10 protein-coding genes are annotated in these 18,574 nt (G+C 68.7%); 2 read left to right on the forward strand and 8 right to left on the reverse strand.

Annotated features, from left to right (window positions below; translation table 11 throughout):
* Positions 1 to 11: 11 nt before the first annotated feature.
* From N1027_RS16485 to N1027_RS16510, 6 genes are all read right to left on the reverse strand, one after another.
* A complete protein-coding gene (locus N1027_RS16485; protein WP_259509219.1) occupies positions 12 to 11,657 on the reverse strand; it encodes a DUF7927 domain-containing protein in 11,646 nt (3,881 codons plus the stop codon).
* Positions 11,658 to 11,688: 31 nt separating this feature from the next.
* Positions 11,689 to 12,567, reverse strand: coding sequence for a fimbrial biogenesis chaperone (locus N1027_RS16490; protein ID WP_259509220.1), 879 nt, complete (start codon positions 12,565 to 12,567; stop codon positions 11,689 to 11,691).
* A gap of 152 nt (positions 12,568 to 12,719) precedes the next feature.
* Positions 12,720 to 13,253, reverse strand: a complete 534-nt coding sequence (locus N1027_RS16495; RefSeq protein WP_259509221.1) for a hypothetical protein — start codon at positions 13,251 to 13,253, stop codon at positions 12,720 to 12,722.
* A gap of 205 nt (positions 13,254 to 13,458) precedes the next feature.
* Positions 13,459 to 14,031, reverse strand: coding sequence for a nucleotidyl transferase AbiEii/AbiGii toxin family protein (locus N1027_RS16500; protein WP_259509222.1), 573 nt, complete (start codon positions 14,029 to 14,031; stop codon positions 13,459 to 13,461).
* A 41-nt stretch (positions 14,032 to 14,072) separates the two neighbouring features.
* Positions 14,073 to 14,702 carry a helix-turn-helix domain-containing protein gene (locus N1027_RS16505; RefSeq protein ID WP_259509223.1) on the reverse strand — a complete coding sequence of 210 codons (630 nt, stop codon included), beginning with the start codon at positions 14,700 to 14,702 and terminating at the stop codon, positions 14,073 to 14,075.
* Positions 14,703 to 14,874: 172 nt separating this feature from the next.
* On the reverse strand, positions 14,875 to 15,858 hold the full coding sequence (locus tag N1027_RS16510) for an NAD(P)/FAD-dependent oxidoreductase (RefSeq protein ID WP_259509224.1): 984 nt from the start codon (positions 15,856 to 15,858) through the stop codon (positions 14,875 to 14,877).
* A 144-nt stretch (positions 15,859 to 16,002) separates the two neighbouring features.
* Between N1027_RS16510 and N1027_RS16515 the strand changes: the two genes are divergently transcribed.
* Positions 16,003 to 16,503, forward strand: coding sequence for a GNAT family N-acetyltransferase (locus N1027_RS16515; protein WP_259509225.1), 501 nt, complete (start codon positions 16,003 to 16,005; stop codon positions 16,501 to 16,503).
* 4 nt (positions 16,504 to 16,507) lie between these two features.
* Positions 16,508 to 16,837: an MmcQ/YjbR family DNA-binding protein gene (locus N1027_RS16520; RefSeq protein ID WP_259509226.1), complete on the forward strand. Its 330-nt coding sequence runs from the start codon at positions 16,508 to 16,510 to the stop codon at positions 16,835 to 16,837.
* Positions 16,838 to 16,845: 8 nt separating this feature from the next.
* On the opposite strand, the gene N1027_RS16525 is transcribed toward N1027_RS16520, so the two are convergent.
* A complete protein-coding gene (locus N1027_RS16525; RefSeq protein WP_259509227.1) occupies positions 16,846 to 17,442 on the reverse strand; it encodes a class I SAM-dependent methyltransferase in 597 nt (198 codons plus the stop codon).
* Between the two features lie 43 nt (positions 17,443 to 17,485).
* Entirely contained in the window at positions 17,486 to 18,523 is a 1,038-nt protein-coding gene (locus N1027_RS16530) for an LLM class flavin-dependent oxidoreductase (protein WP_259509228.1), read from the reverse strand.
* Positions 18,524 to 18,574 lie beyond the last annotated feature (51 nt).

The following is an 18,574-nucleotide window of genomic DNA, read 5'->3' on the forward strand; positions in this document are numbered from 1 at the left end:
CCTGCTCCTTGCTACTGCGCACTCACGATGTAGTCGAGCGTGCCGGTGTAGGTGTCGCCGCTGACGAACGGAATGTCGACCCGGAAGTCGTTGCTCACCGCATCACCCGACGGCGGGGTTGCCGAGTTCTGGTTCCCCACGACGATCGGGGCGGGCGACAACGGCACGAACACCGTGTCACCGCTCCCCCGCACGGCGAGGTCGGTGATCGGGATGATGTCGGGGTTCGCCGGATCGGCACCGGTCAGCGCGGAGCCTTGCGATTGCACCGACACGACGTATCCGCCGGCGCTGTTGGTGGTGACGGTCATCGTCACTGCCCCGTTCGACGTGACGGTGGTGTTCGGCATGCCGGAGAGGGTGAAGCCTTCCGTCAATCCGGAGAGGCTGATGGTTCGCGCCGCGACCGGCACCGACACGGAGCAGGGGGCGGTGGCCTCGCCACCGAGGCAGGTACTGCCGAGCGAAGTCGACGACACGGAGTTCACGAGCACCGCGGTGTCGCTGGCGCTCAGGTCGGCGGTGACCGAGTAAGTGATGGTCACCGTCGCGCCGCGCACGAGCAGTCCGCTCCATTTCAGTGTCGAACCGTCGAGGCTCAGCGAGCCGAGGCTGCTTGTCGCGTCAGCGTTGTAGACGGCGTTCGTCAGTACACCGCTGAGGTCGTCGGCGAGTTCGGCCGCCGGGTAGTCGACCTCCCCGGTGTTGGTCGCTTGAATCGTGTAGCGCAGCTCGCCACCGGCGACGACCGCGCTGCTGTCGGCCGTCTTGCTCACCGATAATGCCGGAACGAGCACGGTGACGGTCGTGGAGCATCCGGGCTCCGTCGTGGTGGCACAGGAGGCACCCGGCGCCGCTGATGCGACGGCATTCGTCAAGGTGCGGTCGCCGCCAGCCGGGAAGAGCGCGGTCACCGAGTAGGAGACTGTCACAGTGTCGCCCATCGCGACGGCTCCCGTCCAACTGAGCGCCTGGGCACCTCCGGAGTACGCGACGTCGCCGCTGGTGGCCACCGCATCGCCGTTGTAGCTCGCGTCATCGAGCACCTCGGTGAGCGAGTCGACGAAGGTGGCCGGCGCGTAATCGGTCTCGCCGGTGTTCGTGAGCGTGACCGTGTAGGTCACGATCTCTCCGGCGGCGACGCTCGTCACGTCGGAGGCCTTCGTGATGGCCAGAGCGGGCACGAGAACCTGCACCACGGTCAGGCAGGCCGAGGTCGTGCTGCCGGGCGGGCAGGTGCTGCCGGGTGCCGACGACTCCACGGAGTTCGTCATCGCCTTGTCTCCGAGGTCGGGGTCGTCGACCGTGATGCTGTAGCGGATGGTCGCGCTCGCTCCGATCGCCAGGTCGCCGGTCCAGCTGAGTACGGGCGATGCGAACTGGAGCGTGCCGCTCGAGGCCGTCGCGTCGCCGCCGTAGACGGCGTCCGTCAACACGCCGGCGAGGGAGTCCGAGACGACCGCGGCCGTGTAGAACGTCTCGCCGGTGTTGGTGATCACGATCGTGTAGCCCATCGACTCCCCCGGGGTGACGGTCGCTGCATCCGCTGTCTTGATGATCGTGAGCTGCGGCACCAGCACGGCGACGGACACGGTGCACGACGGGTCGGTGCTGCTCGGGGAGCACGTGCTGCCGGCATCCTCGCCGACGACGGCGCTCGTGAGCACCCGGTCGCCCTCGTCCGGATCGTCGACGATGGCCGCAAAGGTGATGACGGCGGTCTGACCCACGAGGAGGCCTCCGGTCCAGGTCACGTCGCCATCGACGACCTGGGCCACACCGACCGTCGCGTTCGTGGCTCCATCGATGCGCCCGTCGTCGACAACGCCGGCGAGCGAGGCGTGCACGGTCGCGGCCGGGTAGGCGGTCTGCCCCACGTTCGCCACCGTGATGGTGAACACGACGCGACTGCCCGGCGCGGTGGTGGTCTCGGATGCGGCGATGTCGATGGCGAGCCCCGGCACGAGCACGGCGACGGTGCTGGTGCAGCCGTCGACGCTGCAGACTGTCCCGGGTTCGGCCGAAGCGACCGTGGTGGTGAGGGTGAGGTTGCCGAGGTCGGGGTCGTCGACGACGAGGGCATAGACGATCGTGGCGGACTGCCCCACAGCGAGGTTGCCGGTCCACGCCAGGGTGGATTCGGCCGCCACGAACACCACGGTCCCCCTGCTGGCGGTGGTGCTCGCCGTCGACGGAGCGGCGGTGTCGTCGAGCGCCCCGGCGAGCAGCACCGCGACCTCTGCGCCCACGTAGTCGGTCTGACCCGTGTTGCTGATGGTGACGGTGTAGCCGACGGATGCGCCCGGCATCGTCGTGGTCATATCGGCCACCACGGAGAGCTCGAGCCCCGGCACCAGCACGGTCACGATGTTCGAGCACGTCGCGCCGCCGCCACCGGGTCGACAGGTATTGCCGAGCTCCGTGGAGCTCACCGAGGTCACCATCTCCCGGTCGCCCGGGTCGGGGTCGTCGACCCGGATGACGTGTGTGATGACGACCTCGTCGCCGACTCCGAGATCGCCCGTCCAGCGCAGGGTCGGGCCGGTCAGCACCAGGGCGCCCCGATCGGCGGTGCCCGACTCGTAGATGCCGTCGTCGAGCGCCCCGTTGAGCGCGATGGTGACGGATGCCGCGGTGTACGGCGTCTGCCCCGTGTTGCGGGCGGTGGTCGTGTACGTCACGAGCGACCCGGGCGCAGCGGTGGAGGTGTCGGCGGTCGTGCTGATGGTGAGCGCCGGCAGCAGCACGGTTACCGAGGTGGTGCACCGCGCATCCGCCGAACCCACCGGGCAGTTGTTCGCGATGGCGTCGGTGCTGAAGACCGTGCTCACGACGCCGTCGCCGGCCGGCGGATCGATGACCGTCACCGATCCGGTGACCGTCACCGTCTGCCCCACGTCGATGGTGCCCGTCCACACGACCTTTCCCGAGCCGGCAACCAGGATCAGGCTGCCGGAGTCGGCCGTGGCGTCTCCGTTGTAGACCGCGTCGTCGAGGGCGCCGACGAAACTGTCGCTGATCGTAACGTCGGTGTAAGGCACCTGGCCGGTGTTGATGAACGTTCCGGTGTACCGGATGACGTCGGTGGGCTTGGCGGTCGCCACGTCGACGCTGTTCACCAGCTCGAGACTCGCGATCGGAACCGAGGTGGAGCATCGGGGATCGGTGGCCGTCAGCTGGCAGTTGTTGCCGATGTCGGCGGACACGACGGTCTGCTCGAGACGGTACGTTCCCGACGGCTGATCGACGACGGTCACGGCATAGGTGATGGTCGTCGAGGCGCCGACGGCGAGTGTGCCGGTCCAACTCAGCGTCTCGTCGCTCACGGTGACCGAACCGGATGTCGCTGCCGCAGCCGTCGTGAGCACGGCGTTGCTCAGAACGCCTCCGAGGTCGACCGTGAGATCAGCGGGAGGGTAGGCCACCTGTCCGGTGTTCGTGGCGACGATCGTGTAGGTGACGGTCGCTCCTGGCTGCGTGCTGGAGGCATCCGTCGCCGAGGTGATCGTGAGGGCCGGGGTGAGCACAGCTGTCGTGACGCGGCACGCAGCGTTGCTGCTGGCGGGCGTGCACGTGCTGCCGACATCGGCTGATGAGACCGCATTGATCATGATCTTGTCGCCCGTGGCCGGGTTCAGCGCCGAGGTGGAATAGGTGATGAGCGCGCTCTGGCCGACGGCGAGGTCGCCCTCCCAGCTGAGAACGGGGGTGTCGAACGCGACTGTGCCGACGGTCGCCGTGGCGTCGTCGTTGTAGCTCGCGTCGTCGAGAACGCCGATCAGCGAGTCGGTGAAGGTCGCGCCCTGATACGGAGTCTGCCCGGTGTTGGTGACGGTGATCGTGTACACCGCACTGCTACCGGGTACGACGAACGGCACATTCGCGGTCTTCGTGATGGTGAGTCCGGGCAGCAGCACCGGAACGGCCGCCGTGCAGCGGCTGTCGGTGCCGGCCGGCGGGCAGGTGTTGCCGAGCGCGGTCGAGACGAGGGTTCCGGTCACGAGCTTGTTGCCCGGGTCGGGGTTCTTCACGGTGAGGGTTCCGGTGACGGTCACCGTTTCGCCGACCGGGATGTCGCCGGTCCAGACGATTCCCGTGGCGGTCAGCACGAGGGTGCCGGAGGTCGCCGTCTGATTGCCGTCGGGAGTGGCGTCGTCGGTCGTGTCGGCGCTCGACGCGCTCACAGTGATGCCCTCGTAGTCGACGGCTCCCGTGTTGGTGAACGTGCCGGTGAGGTGGATGACCGAGCCCGGAGTCGTCGACGCCTCCGTGTAGTGCTGCTCGATCAGAAGGGCGGCGATGGGCACCGTGCTCGTGCAACGCGGGTCGGTGCTGTCGGCGACGCAGTTGTTGCTCGTGGCGACCGACGTCGAGGTGACCGTGCCGGAGAGCGTCTGCTCGTCGGCCACGACACCATCCACCGTCACGGAGTAGGTGATGGTCTCCGTTCCCCCGGCCGGAACGGAACCCGACCAGACGAGGTTCGGGGTGGTGAAGTCCACGGTGCCCGTCGTGGCCCCGGCGTCGTCGTTGTAGGTGGCGTTGTCGAGAACGTCGGCGAGCGGGTCGGTGAACTCCGCCGGGATGGTCGAGGCGCTCGAGTTCGTGACGGTGACCGTGTAGACGACGACCGCGCCGGCGACGGTCGACTGCACGTCGGCGGTCTTGTCGAAGGTGAGACTGACCGAGTCGGTCACGGCGACGACCGCGGTGCAGCGGGAGTCGACGCCGGCCTCCGCGCAGTTGCTGCCCGTGTTCGAGGAGACGACGGTGTTGCTCAGGCTGTGATCGCCCGAGGAGGGATTGTCGATGACCACCGAGTAGGTGATGGTGGCCGACGCGGTGGGAGCCAGGCTCCCGCTCCAGGTGATGGTGCCGACGGAGTAGTCGACGGTGCCGCTCGTGGCCTGAAGACTGGCGGGGACATAGGCGGCGTCGTCGAGCACTCCGGCGAGGGAGTCGGTGAACGCTGCCGCGCCGTAAGGCGTCTGGCCGGAGTTGGTCACGACGACGGTGTAGTCCACCTCGGTTCCGAGAGTGGCGTTGTGCGCGTCGGCGGTCTTCACGATGGTGAGACCCGGGGTGAGCACGACAACGGTCGTGCGGCAGGCCGCCGAGCCGCTCGCGGGAGCGCAGCTGCTGCCGACCGATGCCGAACTGATCGAGGTGATCATCGTCTTGTCGCCCGACACCGGGTCGTTCAGGGTGACCGAGTAGCTGATGGTGACGGTGCCGCCCACCGCGATGGGACCTTGCCAGGTGAGCGACGGCGCCGCGTAGTCGACCGCGCCCGCGGTAGCGGTCGCATCGCCGTTGTAGGCTGCGTCGTCGAGCACACCGGCGAGGGCCGCGGTGAGGTCGGCCGAGGCATACGGCGTCTGTCCCGTGTTCACCAAGGTGATGGTGTATCCGACGATGGCCCCGGGAACGGCGGTCGACGAGCTGGCGGCGGTGGTGATGGTGAGGCCCGGAACCACGACCGCGAGGTGCGAGGTGCAGCGGGCATCCGACCCGCCGACCGGGCAGTTGTTGCCGGGCGCCGACGACTGCAGGGTGCCGGTGACGTCGCGGTTTCCGGTGGGTGGGTCGATGATGCGCACTCCACCCGTGATGGTGACTACCCCGCCGACCGGGATGCTGCCCGTCCAGGTGATCGCGCTCGCGGTCAGCGACAGCGTGCCCGACGACGCCGTCTGATCGCCGACGGGAACCGCGTCGTCGGAGGAGTCGGCACGGAGGGTCGACACCGAGATGCCGGTCAAGGGAACGGTGCCGGTGTTCGTGAACGTCGCCGTGAGCGTCACCGTGGATCCGGGAGTCGCACTCGCCTGCGAGAAGCTCTGTTCGAGCAGGAGCCGGGCGATCGGGATGCTGCTGGTGCAGCGTGCGTCACCGGCACCGGCCGGGCAGGTGCTGCCCGCGGTGCCTGAGACCGCCGTGTTCGCGAGCAGGTTGTCGCCACCGGGCGCGACATTCACGAGCACCGAGTACGTGATGGTGGCGACGGCTCCCGGAGAAAGGGCGCCGGTCCAGCTCACCGCCGATGCGGCGTAGCTCGCGGAGCCCGTGTCGGTCGAGAGATCGTCGTTGTAGGCCGCGTCGTCGAGCACACCGGAGAGGGAGTCGGTGACCGTGGCGGCCGTGTAGGCGGTGGGGCCGCTGTTCGTCACGGTCACCGTGTAGCCGACGTTCGCGCCCGGAACGGTGGTGACGGCATCCGCTGTCTTCACGATGGTGAGGCTCGGAACCAGCACGTCGACAGTGCTGGTGCAGCGCGAATCGGTGCTGCCGGTGGGGCAGTTGTTGCCGGGCGCGGCCGAGCTCACGGTGTTGATGAGGCGCTTGTCGCCGGGCGCCGGGTCGAGCACCTCGACCGGATAGCTCACGGTGGCGCTCTCGCCCGGAGCGAGCGTGCCCGTCCAGGTCAGCACGGTCGACACATAAGCGAGGATGCCGGTGCTGGCCGAGGCGTCGGCCGGGTCGAACGACGCGTCGGTGAGCACGGTCGCGAGGTGGTCGTCGACCGCGGCATCGGTGTAGGTGGTCTCGCCGGTGTTGGTGATCTGAATGGTGTACTCGACGGTTGCGCCCGGGCTGACCGTCGAGGTGTTCGCAGTCTTGCTGATGACGAGGCCTGGCACCAGAACGGTCACCGAAGCCGCGCATCCGGTGTTCGCCGAGAGCGGGGGGCAGGTACTGCCGGCCGCCACCGACGAGGTGCGGATGACCAGAGACCGGTCTCCGGTGTCGGGATCGGCGACGGTCAGCGACAGTGAGAGCGACGCGGTCGCCGAGCCGCCGGGTGCGAGGGAGAGCGTCCAGGTGAGGTCGCCGTTCGCATCGAGGTTCAGGCCGCCGGCCGTCGCGGCGGCGTCGAAGTTGTAGGTGGCGTCATCCAGGGCCCCGGCGAGGTCGAGCGTGACGGGGAGCGCGTTGTAGGCGGTCTGACCCGTGTTGGTGACGGTGGCCGTGTAGTTCACCACCGAACCGGGGGAGGTCGTGGCCGTGTCGAACGAGCTGCTGAACGAAAGGCCGGGCACGAGCACGTCGACTCGGGTCGCGCAGGCCGGGTCGCTGCCGTCGACCGGGCAGTTCGCGCCCGCAGCGGTCGTGCTGACCGTGCTGAGGAGTGCGAAGTCACCGGTGTCGGGATCGTGCACCGTCACCGTGTAGGTGATGGTGACCGTGGCGCCCACCGCCAAGTTCCCGGTCCACTCGAGGGTGGAGCCGGTGAACGATGTGTCTCCGCTCGAGGCGCTGGCGTCGTTGCTGTAGGTGGCGTCGTCGACCACGCCGGCGAGCTGATTCGCCACGGTGATGCCGTTTTGCGGAGTCTGGCCCGAATTCACCGCCGTCAGGGTGTAACGCACCACCGAACCGGGCGTGGTGGTGGCTCCGTCCGCCGAGGTCGAGACCGTCACGGCGGGCACGCGCACCTGCACCGTCGTGGCGCAGGCCGGGCCCGACCCTCCGGGCAGGCAGGTCGATCCCGGCGCCGAGGATGTCGTGCTCGTCGACAGCACTCCGTCGCCGGTGCCGGTGCCGTTCGGCAGCACCGTGACGGATGCGGTGACGGTGACCTCCGCGCCGATCGGGAGGGCACCCGTCCAGGTGATGGTCTTGGCGGTCGCGTCGTAGACAGCAGTGCCTCCCCCACTGAGGGTGACGTCGCCGTCGTAGGTGGCGTCATCCAGCGCCTCGTCGAGAGCGAGCACGACGCTGGTGCCGGCGGGATAGGCGGTCTGGCCGGTGTTGCTGATCGTCGTGGTGTAGGCGACGGTCGCACCGGGGGTCGTCGTCGCGGCGGGGTCGGCGGTCGTGGCGATCGCCAGTGCGGGCACCAGCACCGGCACCGTGCTGGTGCATTGTGCCGCGGGCGACACTGCTGGGCAGGGCGTGCCGGCCGATGAGGAGACGACCGTGTTGCGCAAGGTGCGGTCGCCCGCATCCGGATTCGACACGGTGATCGAGTAGGTGACCGTGACGGAGGCGCCCACCGCGAGCGGCCCCGACCAGTTCAGCACCTGACCGGAGTAGGAGACGTTGCCGGATGTCGACGCACCGTCGAGGTTGTAGTTCGCGTCGTCGAGCACACCGGCGAGGTTGTCGGCCAGCGCGGCCGGAGCGTATGCCGTCTGGCCGGTGTTGGTGACCACGATGCTGTAGTGCACGACCTGGCCGGGCGTCGCGGTCGCCGCATCGGCTGTTTTCACGATGGAGAGGCCCGGAACCGTGACGGTCGAGGTGCATCGGGCATCCGTGCCGCCCGCCGCGCAGTTCGTGCCGAGGGTCGACGAGGTGACGGTGTTGGTGAGGATGCGGTTGCCGGTGACCGGGTTCGTCACGGTGACGCCGTAAGTGATGGTGACGGTGGCGCCGGCGGCGATGGTTCCCGACCAGTTGACCGTGGAGGACGAGTAGCTCACCGCACCACTCGTCGCCGTGGCGTCGGCGTTGTAGGCGGCGTCGTCGAGCACCCCGGAGAGCAGGTCGGCGAGGGCTACGTTCGGCACGGCGGCGCTGCCCGTGTTGGTGGCGGTGATCGTATAGGTCACGACCCCGCCCGCGGCGACAGACGACACGTCGGCCGACTTCACGATCACGATGGGCCCGACACTAGTCACGAGGCTGACCGACCGGGAGGTGCTCTTGCCGTTGGCGTCGACGACCGTCACCCTGAAGGCCGACGTGCCGGTCGTGGTCGGGGTGCCGGTGAGCATTCCCGTGCTCGCTCCGAGAGAGAGGCCGGGCGGCAAAGCACCCGCGGTCGTCGACCAGGTGAGCGGCAGCGTCCCGCCGGCGACGTCGAGGGAGATGCTGTACGCGACGCCGACCTGCGCGGGCGGTGGCGTCGCGAACGTGAATGTGGGCAGGGCCACGATGATGATGGTGACCGTCGTGGAGGCGACCTGGCCGAACGCATCCGTCGCGGCCACGGTGACGGCGAAATTTCCCGCGGCGGTCGGCGTGCCGGTGATGGCACCGGTCGCGGCGTCGATGCCGACGCCGGGCGGCAGGCCACCGGCGCTGATCGCCCAGGCGAACGGCCCGGTGCCGCCGGACACCGTCGGCTGTTGCGCGAACGCGACGCTCACCTCGCCCGGGGCCGGCGTGAAGCTCAGGATGGGGGTGGCCGCGATGACCAGCGTCACGGCTTTGCTCGCGGTCTGGCCGCTCGCATCCACGATCTGAACGGTGAAGGTGGAGGTTCCCGCCGTGGTGGGGGTTCCGCTCAGCAGACCAGTGCTCGCGCCCAAGGTGATACCCGGCGGCAACGAGCCGGCGGTGACCGACCAGGTGAAGGGCGAGGTACCGTTCGTCACGGTCAGCTGCCGGGAGTAGGGCACGCCGACTTGGCCCGAGGGCGGAGCCGGGAAGGTGAGTGTGGGTGACACGTTCGGAACGACCGCGCCCGAGCGGGTGGAGGGCGCTCCGGTGCCGGCGGCGTTCTGGGCGGCGACGGTGAACGTGTACGACGTGCCCGGTGTCAGTGCGGTGACGGTCTGGGTGGTGCCGGCTCCGGTGAAGTTCCGCGGCGTCTGAGCCACGTTGTTGACATACGGGGTGACCACGTAACCGGTGATCGCGCTGCTGCCGTTCGACGGCGTCGTCCAGGTGAGCACTGCTGAGGAGTCACCGGCTGTGGCCGCCGTGATCGTCGGAGGACCCGGCACCGTGTAGGGAACGGCGACGGCCGATTTCGGGCTGGCGGGCGAGGTTCCGTAGGCGTTGGTGGCGGTGACGACGAAGGTGTAGGAACCTCCGACAGTCAGGCCCGTAAAGGTGCGTGACAGCACGGTCGGCCCCACCTCCACCGGGGTTCCGGCGACGGTGCCGAGGTACGGGGTCACCGTGTAAGAGGTGATGGCGCTTCCGTTGTTGGCAGGAGCGACCCAGGTGGTGGTGGCGCTGGTGACACCTGCTGTGGCGGCCGGGGCCGCGAGGGTGGCGGGAGCGGAGGCGTAGGTGTAGGCGGCCGCGGACGCCAGCCCCGACGTCACGACGGTGATCGAGACGGCGCTCGCGGCAGTGCGGGCGGGCATCGACGAGATGGTGATGACCGTGCCCGACTGGGTGAAGCATCCGGTAGCGGCAACTCCCCCGGGACACGGGAGCAGCACCACCGGAGTCGCGGCGGCCTGTTCCGCCGTGGTGCCGATCTCGACCGCGGTGGCGTCGTCGGTGTTCGTGCCGGTGAGCGTCACGGAATCCCCGCCGGACACGGGCCCGATGGCGGGCGAGGCGGTGACGGCCGACGGCGTCGTCGGCAGCGTGCCGGGAGTGGTGACGGTGACCGTGTCGGGGTTGGCATCCGCCGACGACACCCGGGCGACGGAGGAGTTCTGCACGATTGCGGCCGACATGCTCGCACTCGTGACGATGCCGACCACGGTGATGACGGGCAGAGTGGTGCCGTTGGCGAAGGTCGAGGCGCTCGTGGTGCAGGTGACGGTCTGCCCGACCGGTGTCTGGCAGACCCACCCGGTGCCGTACGCCCCGACCGGAACCACCCCGGAGGGGGTCGTCTGGGTCATGGAGATGGGGGCGGCCTCGTCGGTACCCACCTGCACGCTCGGCGTGATGGTGTACGTCACCGGAGCGCCCGGGGCCGGGTTCGCCGCGGTATAGCTCGTCGAAGCCACACCGAGCTGCGCCACCGGATTGAATGTGAGCACCTTCACGTCGGAGGCCTCGTGAGTGTCGATCACCGACCCCGTCGACCCCACGAAAGCGAAGGCGAGCTGACGGGGCACGCCGTCGGCGTTGAGCCAGCTCGAGGAGGGGTACAGAGTCGGTGAGACCGACGGCAGCGGCCCGGCCAGAGTTCGCACGGCCTGACCCACCGGCGTCACCACGACTTTGTAGGTCTTCGGATCGACGGTGACACCGGTGGTCGAGGTGAACGCGGTGGCTGTCGGGTTGATCAGAACCTGCACCGGCACCACGGAGCCAGCGCGAGTCGGCGCCCGCAAGGGGATCCGGGACGCCGGCGTGCCGGTATAGGTCGTCGTCAGTCCGCAGTACCCGGCCGAGTTGGTGCCCGGGCCGCGCACGACGACTGCCCCCGGTACCGTCGTGGTGAGATTCGGCACGGTGGGGCATCCGGTTCCTTGGAAGGTGGGATTGCTGAAGTTGCCGAAGACGTCGAGACCGACGCCCAGGTAGGCGTTCGGAAGCCCCTTGATCGTTCCCGCCGGGCTGTAGCCCAGGGAGCCACCGGTCGGGCCGATGGTGGTCGGCGCTGCGGGGTTCGTCGGATTGACCGCGGCCAACAGGAACGACATGCCGTCGCCCCCGTTGCCGCCCCACTGATAGGAGTTGAAGGTCACGTCGAGCCCGTTGGAGGTGGGGAAACTCGTCTCGCCGAACACGCCGCCGATCAGGTTCGTGCCGGTGGCCGTGAGGCGGAGCTTTCCCGATCCTTGAGGGTCGGATGCTCCCGCGCAGGAGAAGAGCGGCCGCGTCGCACTGTTGCCCGACGCCGTCAGGCACACGGTGTTCGTGCCGCTCGTGGGCGTCGGCACGACGACCGAACCGACGCCGTCGACCGTGCGGTTGTTGAACGCATTCTGGAACAGGATCGTGCCCGCCGCCGATGCCGACATCGGATTCAACACGCTGATGACTGCGGTCAGGAGCGCTGTCGTCGCGACCATCGCGACGAACCTCTTGTGGAAGGGTGCCCGGTCACCCATCCGCGCCGCCGGAGGCCTGCAGCGCAACCGCGGCCTGCCGGACCCCCTTCTGATATTGCTTGTAGGCGAAGACGACCAGCAAGATGACGAGTGCGATGCCGCCGACGAGGATGATCGCGGGCAGCACCGGGAAGACGATGACCTGCACCGTCTGGGTGGTGGAGACGCCCCCGGTGTTCGCGATCGACACGCTGACGTTGCAGATGCACATGAGCGGTGGCTGCCATTCGGCGGAGATCTCCCGCTCACCGCCGCGTACGACAGTGAAGTCGGGGAAGGATGTCGATCCCCCTCCGTCGATGGGCAGCGCCGTGTCTCCGCGGAAGTCCCGGTGCACGGTTCCGGTGTTCTCGACCGTTGCAGTCACCTTCACGGTGCCGCCCGCTGAGAAACCGGGCGCGGCCAGTTCGCTCACCGCCGCCGAGTCGTCGATCGGCCCGGGCACGGTGATGTACACGGGAATCGCGACACCGCGGTTCACCTTGATGTTGGCGTCGGTCTCGCCGGCGGGCACGAGAAAGACGAGGGCGACCTGGTGGTCGCCGGACTCCGGTTCCGGCGGCACGACGATGGTGATGGTGACGACCTGCTTGGTGCCCGGCTGCAGGTCGAATGTCATCGGCGAGACGTCGACCCATTCCGAGGCCGAGTAGGGAGCGTCTTCTTGGAACACGAGGGTTCCGTCGATGCCGCCGACGAAGCTCTTCGCGCTCATGTCGACGTGCACGGGTGCGGTGCCCCGGTTCACCACACTCACCTCGTGGGTCTTCTCCGTGTCATCCGGGCCGACGATCAGCCGGGTGGGGCTCACGGTCAGGTTGAACTCGTCGGGGACGGTTTGGTACGTGGTGGTCTGTCCGGGGCTCGGCACGGGGCTCGGAGTGTCGTCAGCGCGCGCCGCTACTCCCCCGGAGACCAGGAGGAACGAACAGAAGAGGGTCGTGCACGCGGCCAGAATGCGACCGCGTGCACGCCGAGTGATCACGGTGCGACCGTGAAGCGGTGAAACACGTCGGTTTCAGGTCACAAGGTGGCCGCGACGTAGGTGAGCGTCGTGGTGTATGTGTCGGAGTTCACGAAAGGAATCTCGACCGCGTAACCGTTGGTGAGGGCGTCGCCGCCTTCGGCCGACCTGTTCGCCTGCGTGTGCACGACAACGGGTGTGACGGCGCTGAGGGCCCCGCCGCCGGTGTCACCGGTGACGGAGAGGGCACCGATCGGAATCTCATCGGTGTTTCCCGCCGCCTGGGGCAGAAGCGTGGCGGTGGTGCTCTGCACGGTCACGGTGTAGCCCGCGAGGTTGTTGGTCTCGACGGTGAAGGTCACGGCGGTCGGGTCGGCCGGGATGTCGCCCGGGGCGCCCGTGAGAGTGAAGCTGTCGGTCAGGGCGGTCAGCGAGATCGCAGACTCGACAACGACGTTCGCTTCGGTGCTGTCGGTGTCTTCAGCCGCGTTCGCGCCGAGACTGCCGGCGGCGACCAGCCCCATGGTGGCCGCAACACCCCCGATGCCGAGCAGAGTGCGGTACCCACGTGGCGGGCTGACCTTTAAGCGCACGTTCATTATTTTCCCCCAAATATTAAGAGCAAGAAAACCTTTGCCCTGGAGGCACACGGTACATCGGTGCGCGACGTTTGTATATGAACTCGCCAGCATCGCTCGAATTATTATCGAGATCCACCAAAACCTGCGTGCGCCAACTCCTCCGAAAGCCGCTACACGGCGGCGCCGGGCGCGGAGAGCGCCGAGAAGCGGCGTCTCCTCATCCCAGTACGGGAAAGCTCGTCGTCCGTCCCTGATACCCGGAGTCCAGGGCATCCTGAACGATGGCGGCCGTGCGAGCCGTGAAGGCGTCTCCTGGATAGAACTCGCCGAAGATCTCCTCGGCCTCGTCGACGGAGTGCACGCCGGCCGCGGCAGCGAGGACCGCGATGTCACGGAACTCGCGCATTCCTCGGCGTTGCGCGGCCAGGAGCTTCATCGCCAGCAGCATGGTCGCCGATCCCACTTCGATCACGACGTGACCGTCGTCGTGCACGGTCACCCACTCTTGTTCCCGCCCGCCGTAACCAGCGGGCAGGAAGTGGGCGGCTGCATCGTTGATCCAATCCTTGCCCCACCCACGACGAGCGCCGACAGCCGTTGCCACGTCGAGCACTGCCGCGCGCGGCAGGAGCTGACCGTCGATGTCGACAGTGCTTCGGCGGTCGGCGTCGTAGACGAGGCTGATCGCGGCTCCGCCGACCAACCTCAGGAGAACCGGTTCGGGCGACTGCGCGAGCGCCGCAACCAGGTCAGCGAGCCCCGCCGCAAGGTCGTCACGGGTCAGGCTCACCGCCCCGGCGGTAGGGTTCCGCGGCTCAGAGTGTCGCTCGGTCACACGGATTCCAACTCGTGTTCGGCGAGCCACACGCCACGCCGTAGCAGGGGTTCAGGCACGTCGTCTGCCTCGGCGCGCACAGTGCCCGGCCAGATCGACCACTTCCACCGTGGGTCGCCGATGGTGTGGATCACCCATTCGGGCGAGGGCAGGGCGACCTGCTCGAGCCTCCATTCGACGATGCCAGCCATCGCCGCATCCCACTCCGGCGAGAGAGACCGGGGCGCTTCGGCCGCCAGAAGCAGCTTCGCGAACGGGTCAGCGACCGCGAGGTCATTCGCGAGCTGGACCAGCAGGCGGGCCTTGCCCCACTCGTCTTCGCCGGACGCCGCCACAGCGTCGGCGACTTCTGTGACAGGGTGTCGCCCCCCGAGATCTGCGACCACCAGGTGGAGGCCGGCGCCGCGGGCGGCACGATCGAGGTTGCGCGCAGTCGGTTCGCGGCTCCCGCCCTCGATGGCCGAGAGATTGCTCGCCTGAAGTCCGCTGCGCCGAGCGACTTCCGCGATGCTGAGGCGCTTTCGGCGTCGAGCGCGGGCAATCGCCTCGATGGTGCTCATGTGACCTCCTGCTATGCCGTTATCGTATCGTAAACGATACGCATGAGCAATCATCACTTCGATCATGCATCACGATCGCTGGAGCCGCAATGCCGAGCCGGGCATGCGCCCCCGAGCTCGGCAGCCGGACGTTGCGCGCCCTCGCCGACCGGGAGGCCGTGGTCGACCAGGAGCGGCACCGCGAGCGCTGGTGAGGAAGGGTCGGTCGGCAGGCATCGTCCCACGTCGGCGCTGCGTTTCAGCGGCGACCCGCGATCGCCCGCCCGAGTGCGTCACCCGAGGCCCACGCGGTCGCGACCGAGGAGCGGCCGCCCCAGGCGTCGCCGCACACCCCGATCCGTTCGTGCAGGGCGAAGGGCTCCGGATGCGTCGACGCGGCTCGCGCGAACGTCCACCGGTGGGCGTGGTTCCAGGCGGGCTGGATGCTCGGCTCGAGACCGAGCAGGGCGCGCAGTTCACCGGGCACCGCGCTGACCGCGCCCTCCGGAGCGTCGAGGTGCTCGCGAGCGAAGGCCGCGGTGCTGTGCGCGACGATCACCGGTGCGCGGTCTCCGCGACGGTCGCCGTCGTCGGCGACGAACGTCAGCACCGAGGAGCCCTCGACGAACGCGCCGTGCAGCTCGGCCGGCCAGGCGCGCTCGGCGAAACCGAGTGCCACGGCGATCGTCGGTTCCCAGGCAGCGGTGTCGAGACGAGCGATGAGAGGCGACGCGGGCGCGAGCATCCGGGCGGCCTGCGGTTCGGGCATGGCGAGCACGACGGTGTCGTACTGCACTCCATCGACCGTGCCGTCGTCGGCGACCTGGGCGACGTCGCACTCGAGGCCGACGTCGAGGCCGTCGGCGAGGTCGACGACCAGGGACCGGAGTCCGTGTGCGGCCGAGTACCTCATCGGACCCTTCGTCGTGCGCGCATCGGGTCCCGTGCCGATGACGGCGAAGGTGTCTGTCCACGGCCGCGCCAGGCCCTTCTCCACCCAGCGCTCCACCACGCCGGAAAACCCCGAGCCGGCCGGAACGGTGAAGTACGAGGCACCGAGGTCGACCACCCGGCCTTGCAGTGTGCGCCCCGACATCCGCCCACCCGGCCGCCGTGCGCGGTCGACGACCCGCACTGTCACGCCGGCGTCGCGCAGCGCTCGGGCGCAGGCGATTCCCGAGATACCGGCGCCCACCACGAGCACTCCCGTCGGAGCCGCGGAATGAGCGATCGAAGAGGTCACGACTTCAGACTGGCCCAGGTGAGCCCGGGTGGCATGGAGTCTCCCCCGCGCCGGGCGGCTCTGCTAGCGTCGGCGGTGATTTCGACTGCGCTCCTCGACCGTTCACCGCAGAGGCGCGGAGACCTCGAGACGAAGGATCGAACCATGGCCCGCGTGCGACTCGTCCCCGCAACGACACTTCACCTCGCGGCGTTCCTGCGGGATCCGCACGAACTGTCGACGCAGCTCGGGTGCGCCATCCCGGTCGGCTGGCCGGAATTCCCCGAGGCGATCCCCCACACGCTCGCGGTGCTGGAGAGTCGACCCGAAGAAGCCGGCTGGTGGATGCACTTCTTTCTCGACGCGGAGAGCGGCGTGCTGGTCGGCTCCGGAGGATTCGCCGGGCCGCCCGTCGACGGCCAGGTCGAGATCGGGTACGAGATCGCGCCCGAGCACCGGCGGCAAGGATATGCGACGGCGGCCGTGCTCGCGCTGATTGATCGCGCGATCTCCTCCGGCGAGGTCGACCGGATGCTCGCCCACACGCTGGCGACGGATGTGCGCTCTCCCGGCGTTCTGCGCGCGTCGGGTTTCACCGCGACCGGCCGGCGGGCCGATCCTGACGACGGCGAGCTGACCGTCTGGCAGCGGAGCGTGGGAGGGTGAAGGCATGAGCGACGAAGACGACGTGCGCCGCCTCGCCTTGGCACTTCCCTCGACCGAGGAGCGCACGGCTTACGGAACCCCGGCGTTCTACGTCGGCAAGAAGATGTTCGCCCGGTTGCATGACCAGCCCGGGGTTCTGGTGTGCTGGCGTGCCGATCTCGGAGAGCGGGAGGCACTGCTGCAGAGCGATCCGTCGGCATTCTTCACGACCCCCCACTACGACGGCCATCCGAGCGTGCTGGTGCGGCTCGACCGGGTGCCGCCCGAGCGACTGGGCGAACTCCTGCGGGAGGCCTGGGAGTGCCGGGCGCCGAAGCGGATCACGGGGCGGTGAACGCGGCCTCAGCCAACCCGCCGGCCCACGATCGCTCCGAGCGGGCGGTGGCCGATGCCGGTGCGCGTGTGGGTTTCGATCACCTCGAAGCCGTTCGCCTCCAGGAGATCCCCTAGTTCGGGTGCCGGCCATCGGAACGCCGGCGTCACCGCGTGGTCGAACTGTTCGACGGTCTCGCCATGGAAGAAGCCGAGCACCAGACCACCGCCCGGCCTGAGAACCCGGGCGAACTCCGCAATCGGCTCGGAGACGCGGGTCGGGTGATGATGGATGGTCGAGTACCACGACAGCACACCACCCAGGGAACCGTCGGGCAGGTCGATCTCGTCGATGCTGCCGCGCTCGAATGACACGCCGGGGTAGGTGGCTCGCGCGTGATCGAGGAAAGCGGGAACCAGATCGATGCCGCGCACGTCGAACCCGCGGGCGGCGATGTGGTTCGTCCAGTGTCCGGGCCCGCAACCCGCATCCAGAACGGGCCCGACCAGGGTGTCCAGCCAGCTGTCGATGAGCTGTCGATCGGAGGGATGCACGGCGTCCATCGACCCGAGTAGGTCGGTGTACTCGGCCGCGCGCCAGGAGTAGGCGTCGGTCACGTCATCCATCACGTCGAGAGTATCGACATCCGGGCCTCTTCGGTGGCCTGCGCTACCTCCAACCGAGCGCCGGCGCGACCTCCGTGAGGATGGACTCGATGACGTGCGCGTTGTACTCGACGCCGAGCTGGTTGGGCACGGTGAGCAGAAGGGTGTCGGCCTCGGCGATCGCCTCGTCTTCGGCGAGCTGCTCGACGAGGCGAGACGGTTCGGCAGCATAGCTGCGACCGAAGATGGCGCGCATGCTCGCGTCGATGTTGCCGATCTGGTCTTCGCTGTCGTCACCACCGCCGAAGTAGGCGCGATCTTGGTCGTTGGTGATCGCGAAGATGCTGCGACTCACCGACACGCGGGGCTCGAACGAATGCCCGGCCGACGCCCACGCATCCCGGAACTCGCGGATCTGCTTCGCCTGCTGCACATGGAACGGCTCCCCCGTCTCATCGACCTTCAGGGTGGACGACTGCAGGTTCATGCCCAGCTCCGCGGCCCAACGAGCGGTCGCGTTCGACGCGGCGCCCCACCAGATGCGCTCCCGGAGACCCTCCGAGTGCGGCTCGATGCGCAAGAGCCCCGGCGGGTTCGGGAACATCGGTCGCGGGTTCGGCTGCGCGAAACCCTCGCCTTTCAGCACCTCCAGAAAAACACGGGTGTGCTCACGGGCCAGATCCGCGTCGTCCTGGCCCTCGCCCGGCTGGTAGCCGAAGTAGCGCCAGCCCTCGATCACCTGCTCCGGTGACCCCCGGCTGATGCCGAGCTGCAGCCTGCCGCCGGAGATCAGATCGGCCGATCCCGCATCCTCCGCCATGTAGAACGGGTTCTCGTAGCGCATGTCGATGACGCCCGTGCCGATCTCGATCGTCGAGGTGCGGGCGCCGACCGCGGCCAGCAGCGGGAACGGCGAGCCGAGCTGCCGGGCGAAGTGATGCACGCGGAAGTATGCGCCGTCGGCACCCAGCTCCTCCGCGGCGACGGCGAGGTCGATCGACTGCAGGAGGGTGTCGGACGCGGTACGCGTCTTGGACTGCGGCGACGGCGTCCAATGCCCGAAGGACAGGAAGCCGATGTTCTTACGATTCGTTGCACTCACAGAGAAGGCAACGTCGACTCGTGGATGCGCATTCCGATCCGACCACCCGGA

Origin of the sequence: Herbiconiux aconitum, assembly GCF_024979235.1 — a bacterium.
GTDB classification, from domain to species: domain Bacteria; phylum Actinomycetota; class Actinomycetes; order Actinomycetales; family Microbacteriaceae; genus Herbiconiux; species Herbiconiux aconitum.

Excerpts from the sequence above, each read along its gene's own strand:
- N1027_RS16485 (WP_259509219.1), bottom strand. The coding sequence starts at position 11,657 with ATGGTCGCGACGACAGCGCTCCTGACCGCAGTCATCAGCGTGTTGAAT.
- N1027_RS16505 (WP_259509223.1), bottom strand. The coding sequence starts at position 14,702 with ATGATCGAAGTGATGATTGCTCATGCGTATCGTTTACGATACGATAAC.
- N1027_RS16515 (WP_259509225.1), top strand. The coding sequence starts at position 16,003 with ATGGCCCGCGTGCGACTCGTCCCCGCAACGACACTTCACCTCGCGGCG.
- N1027_RS16520 (WP_259509226.1), top strand. The coding sequence starts at position 16,508 with ATGAGCGACGAAGACGACGTGCGCCGCCTCGCCTTGGCACTTCCCTCG.
- N1027_RS16525 (WP_259509227.1), bottom strand. The coding sequence starts at position 17,442 with ATGGATGACGTGACCGACGCCTACTCCTGGCGCGCGGCCGAGTACACC.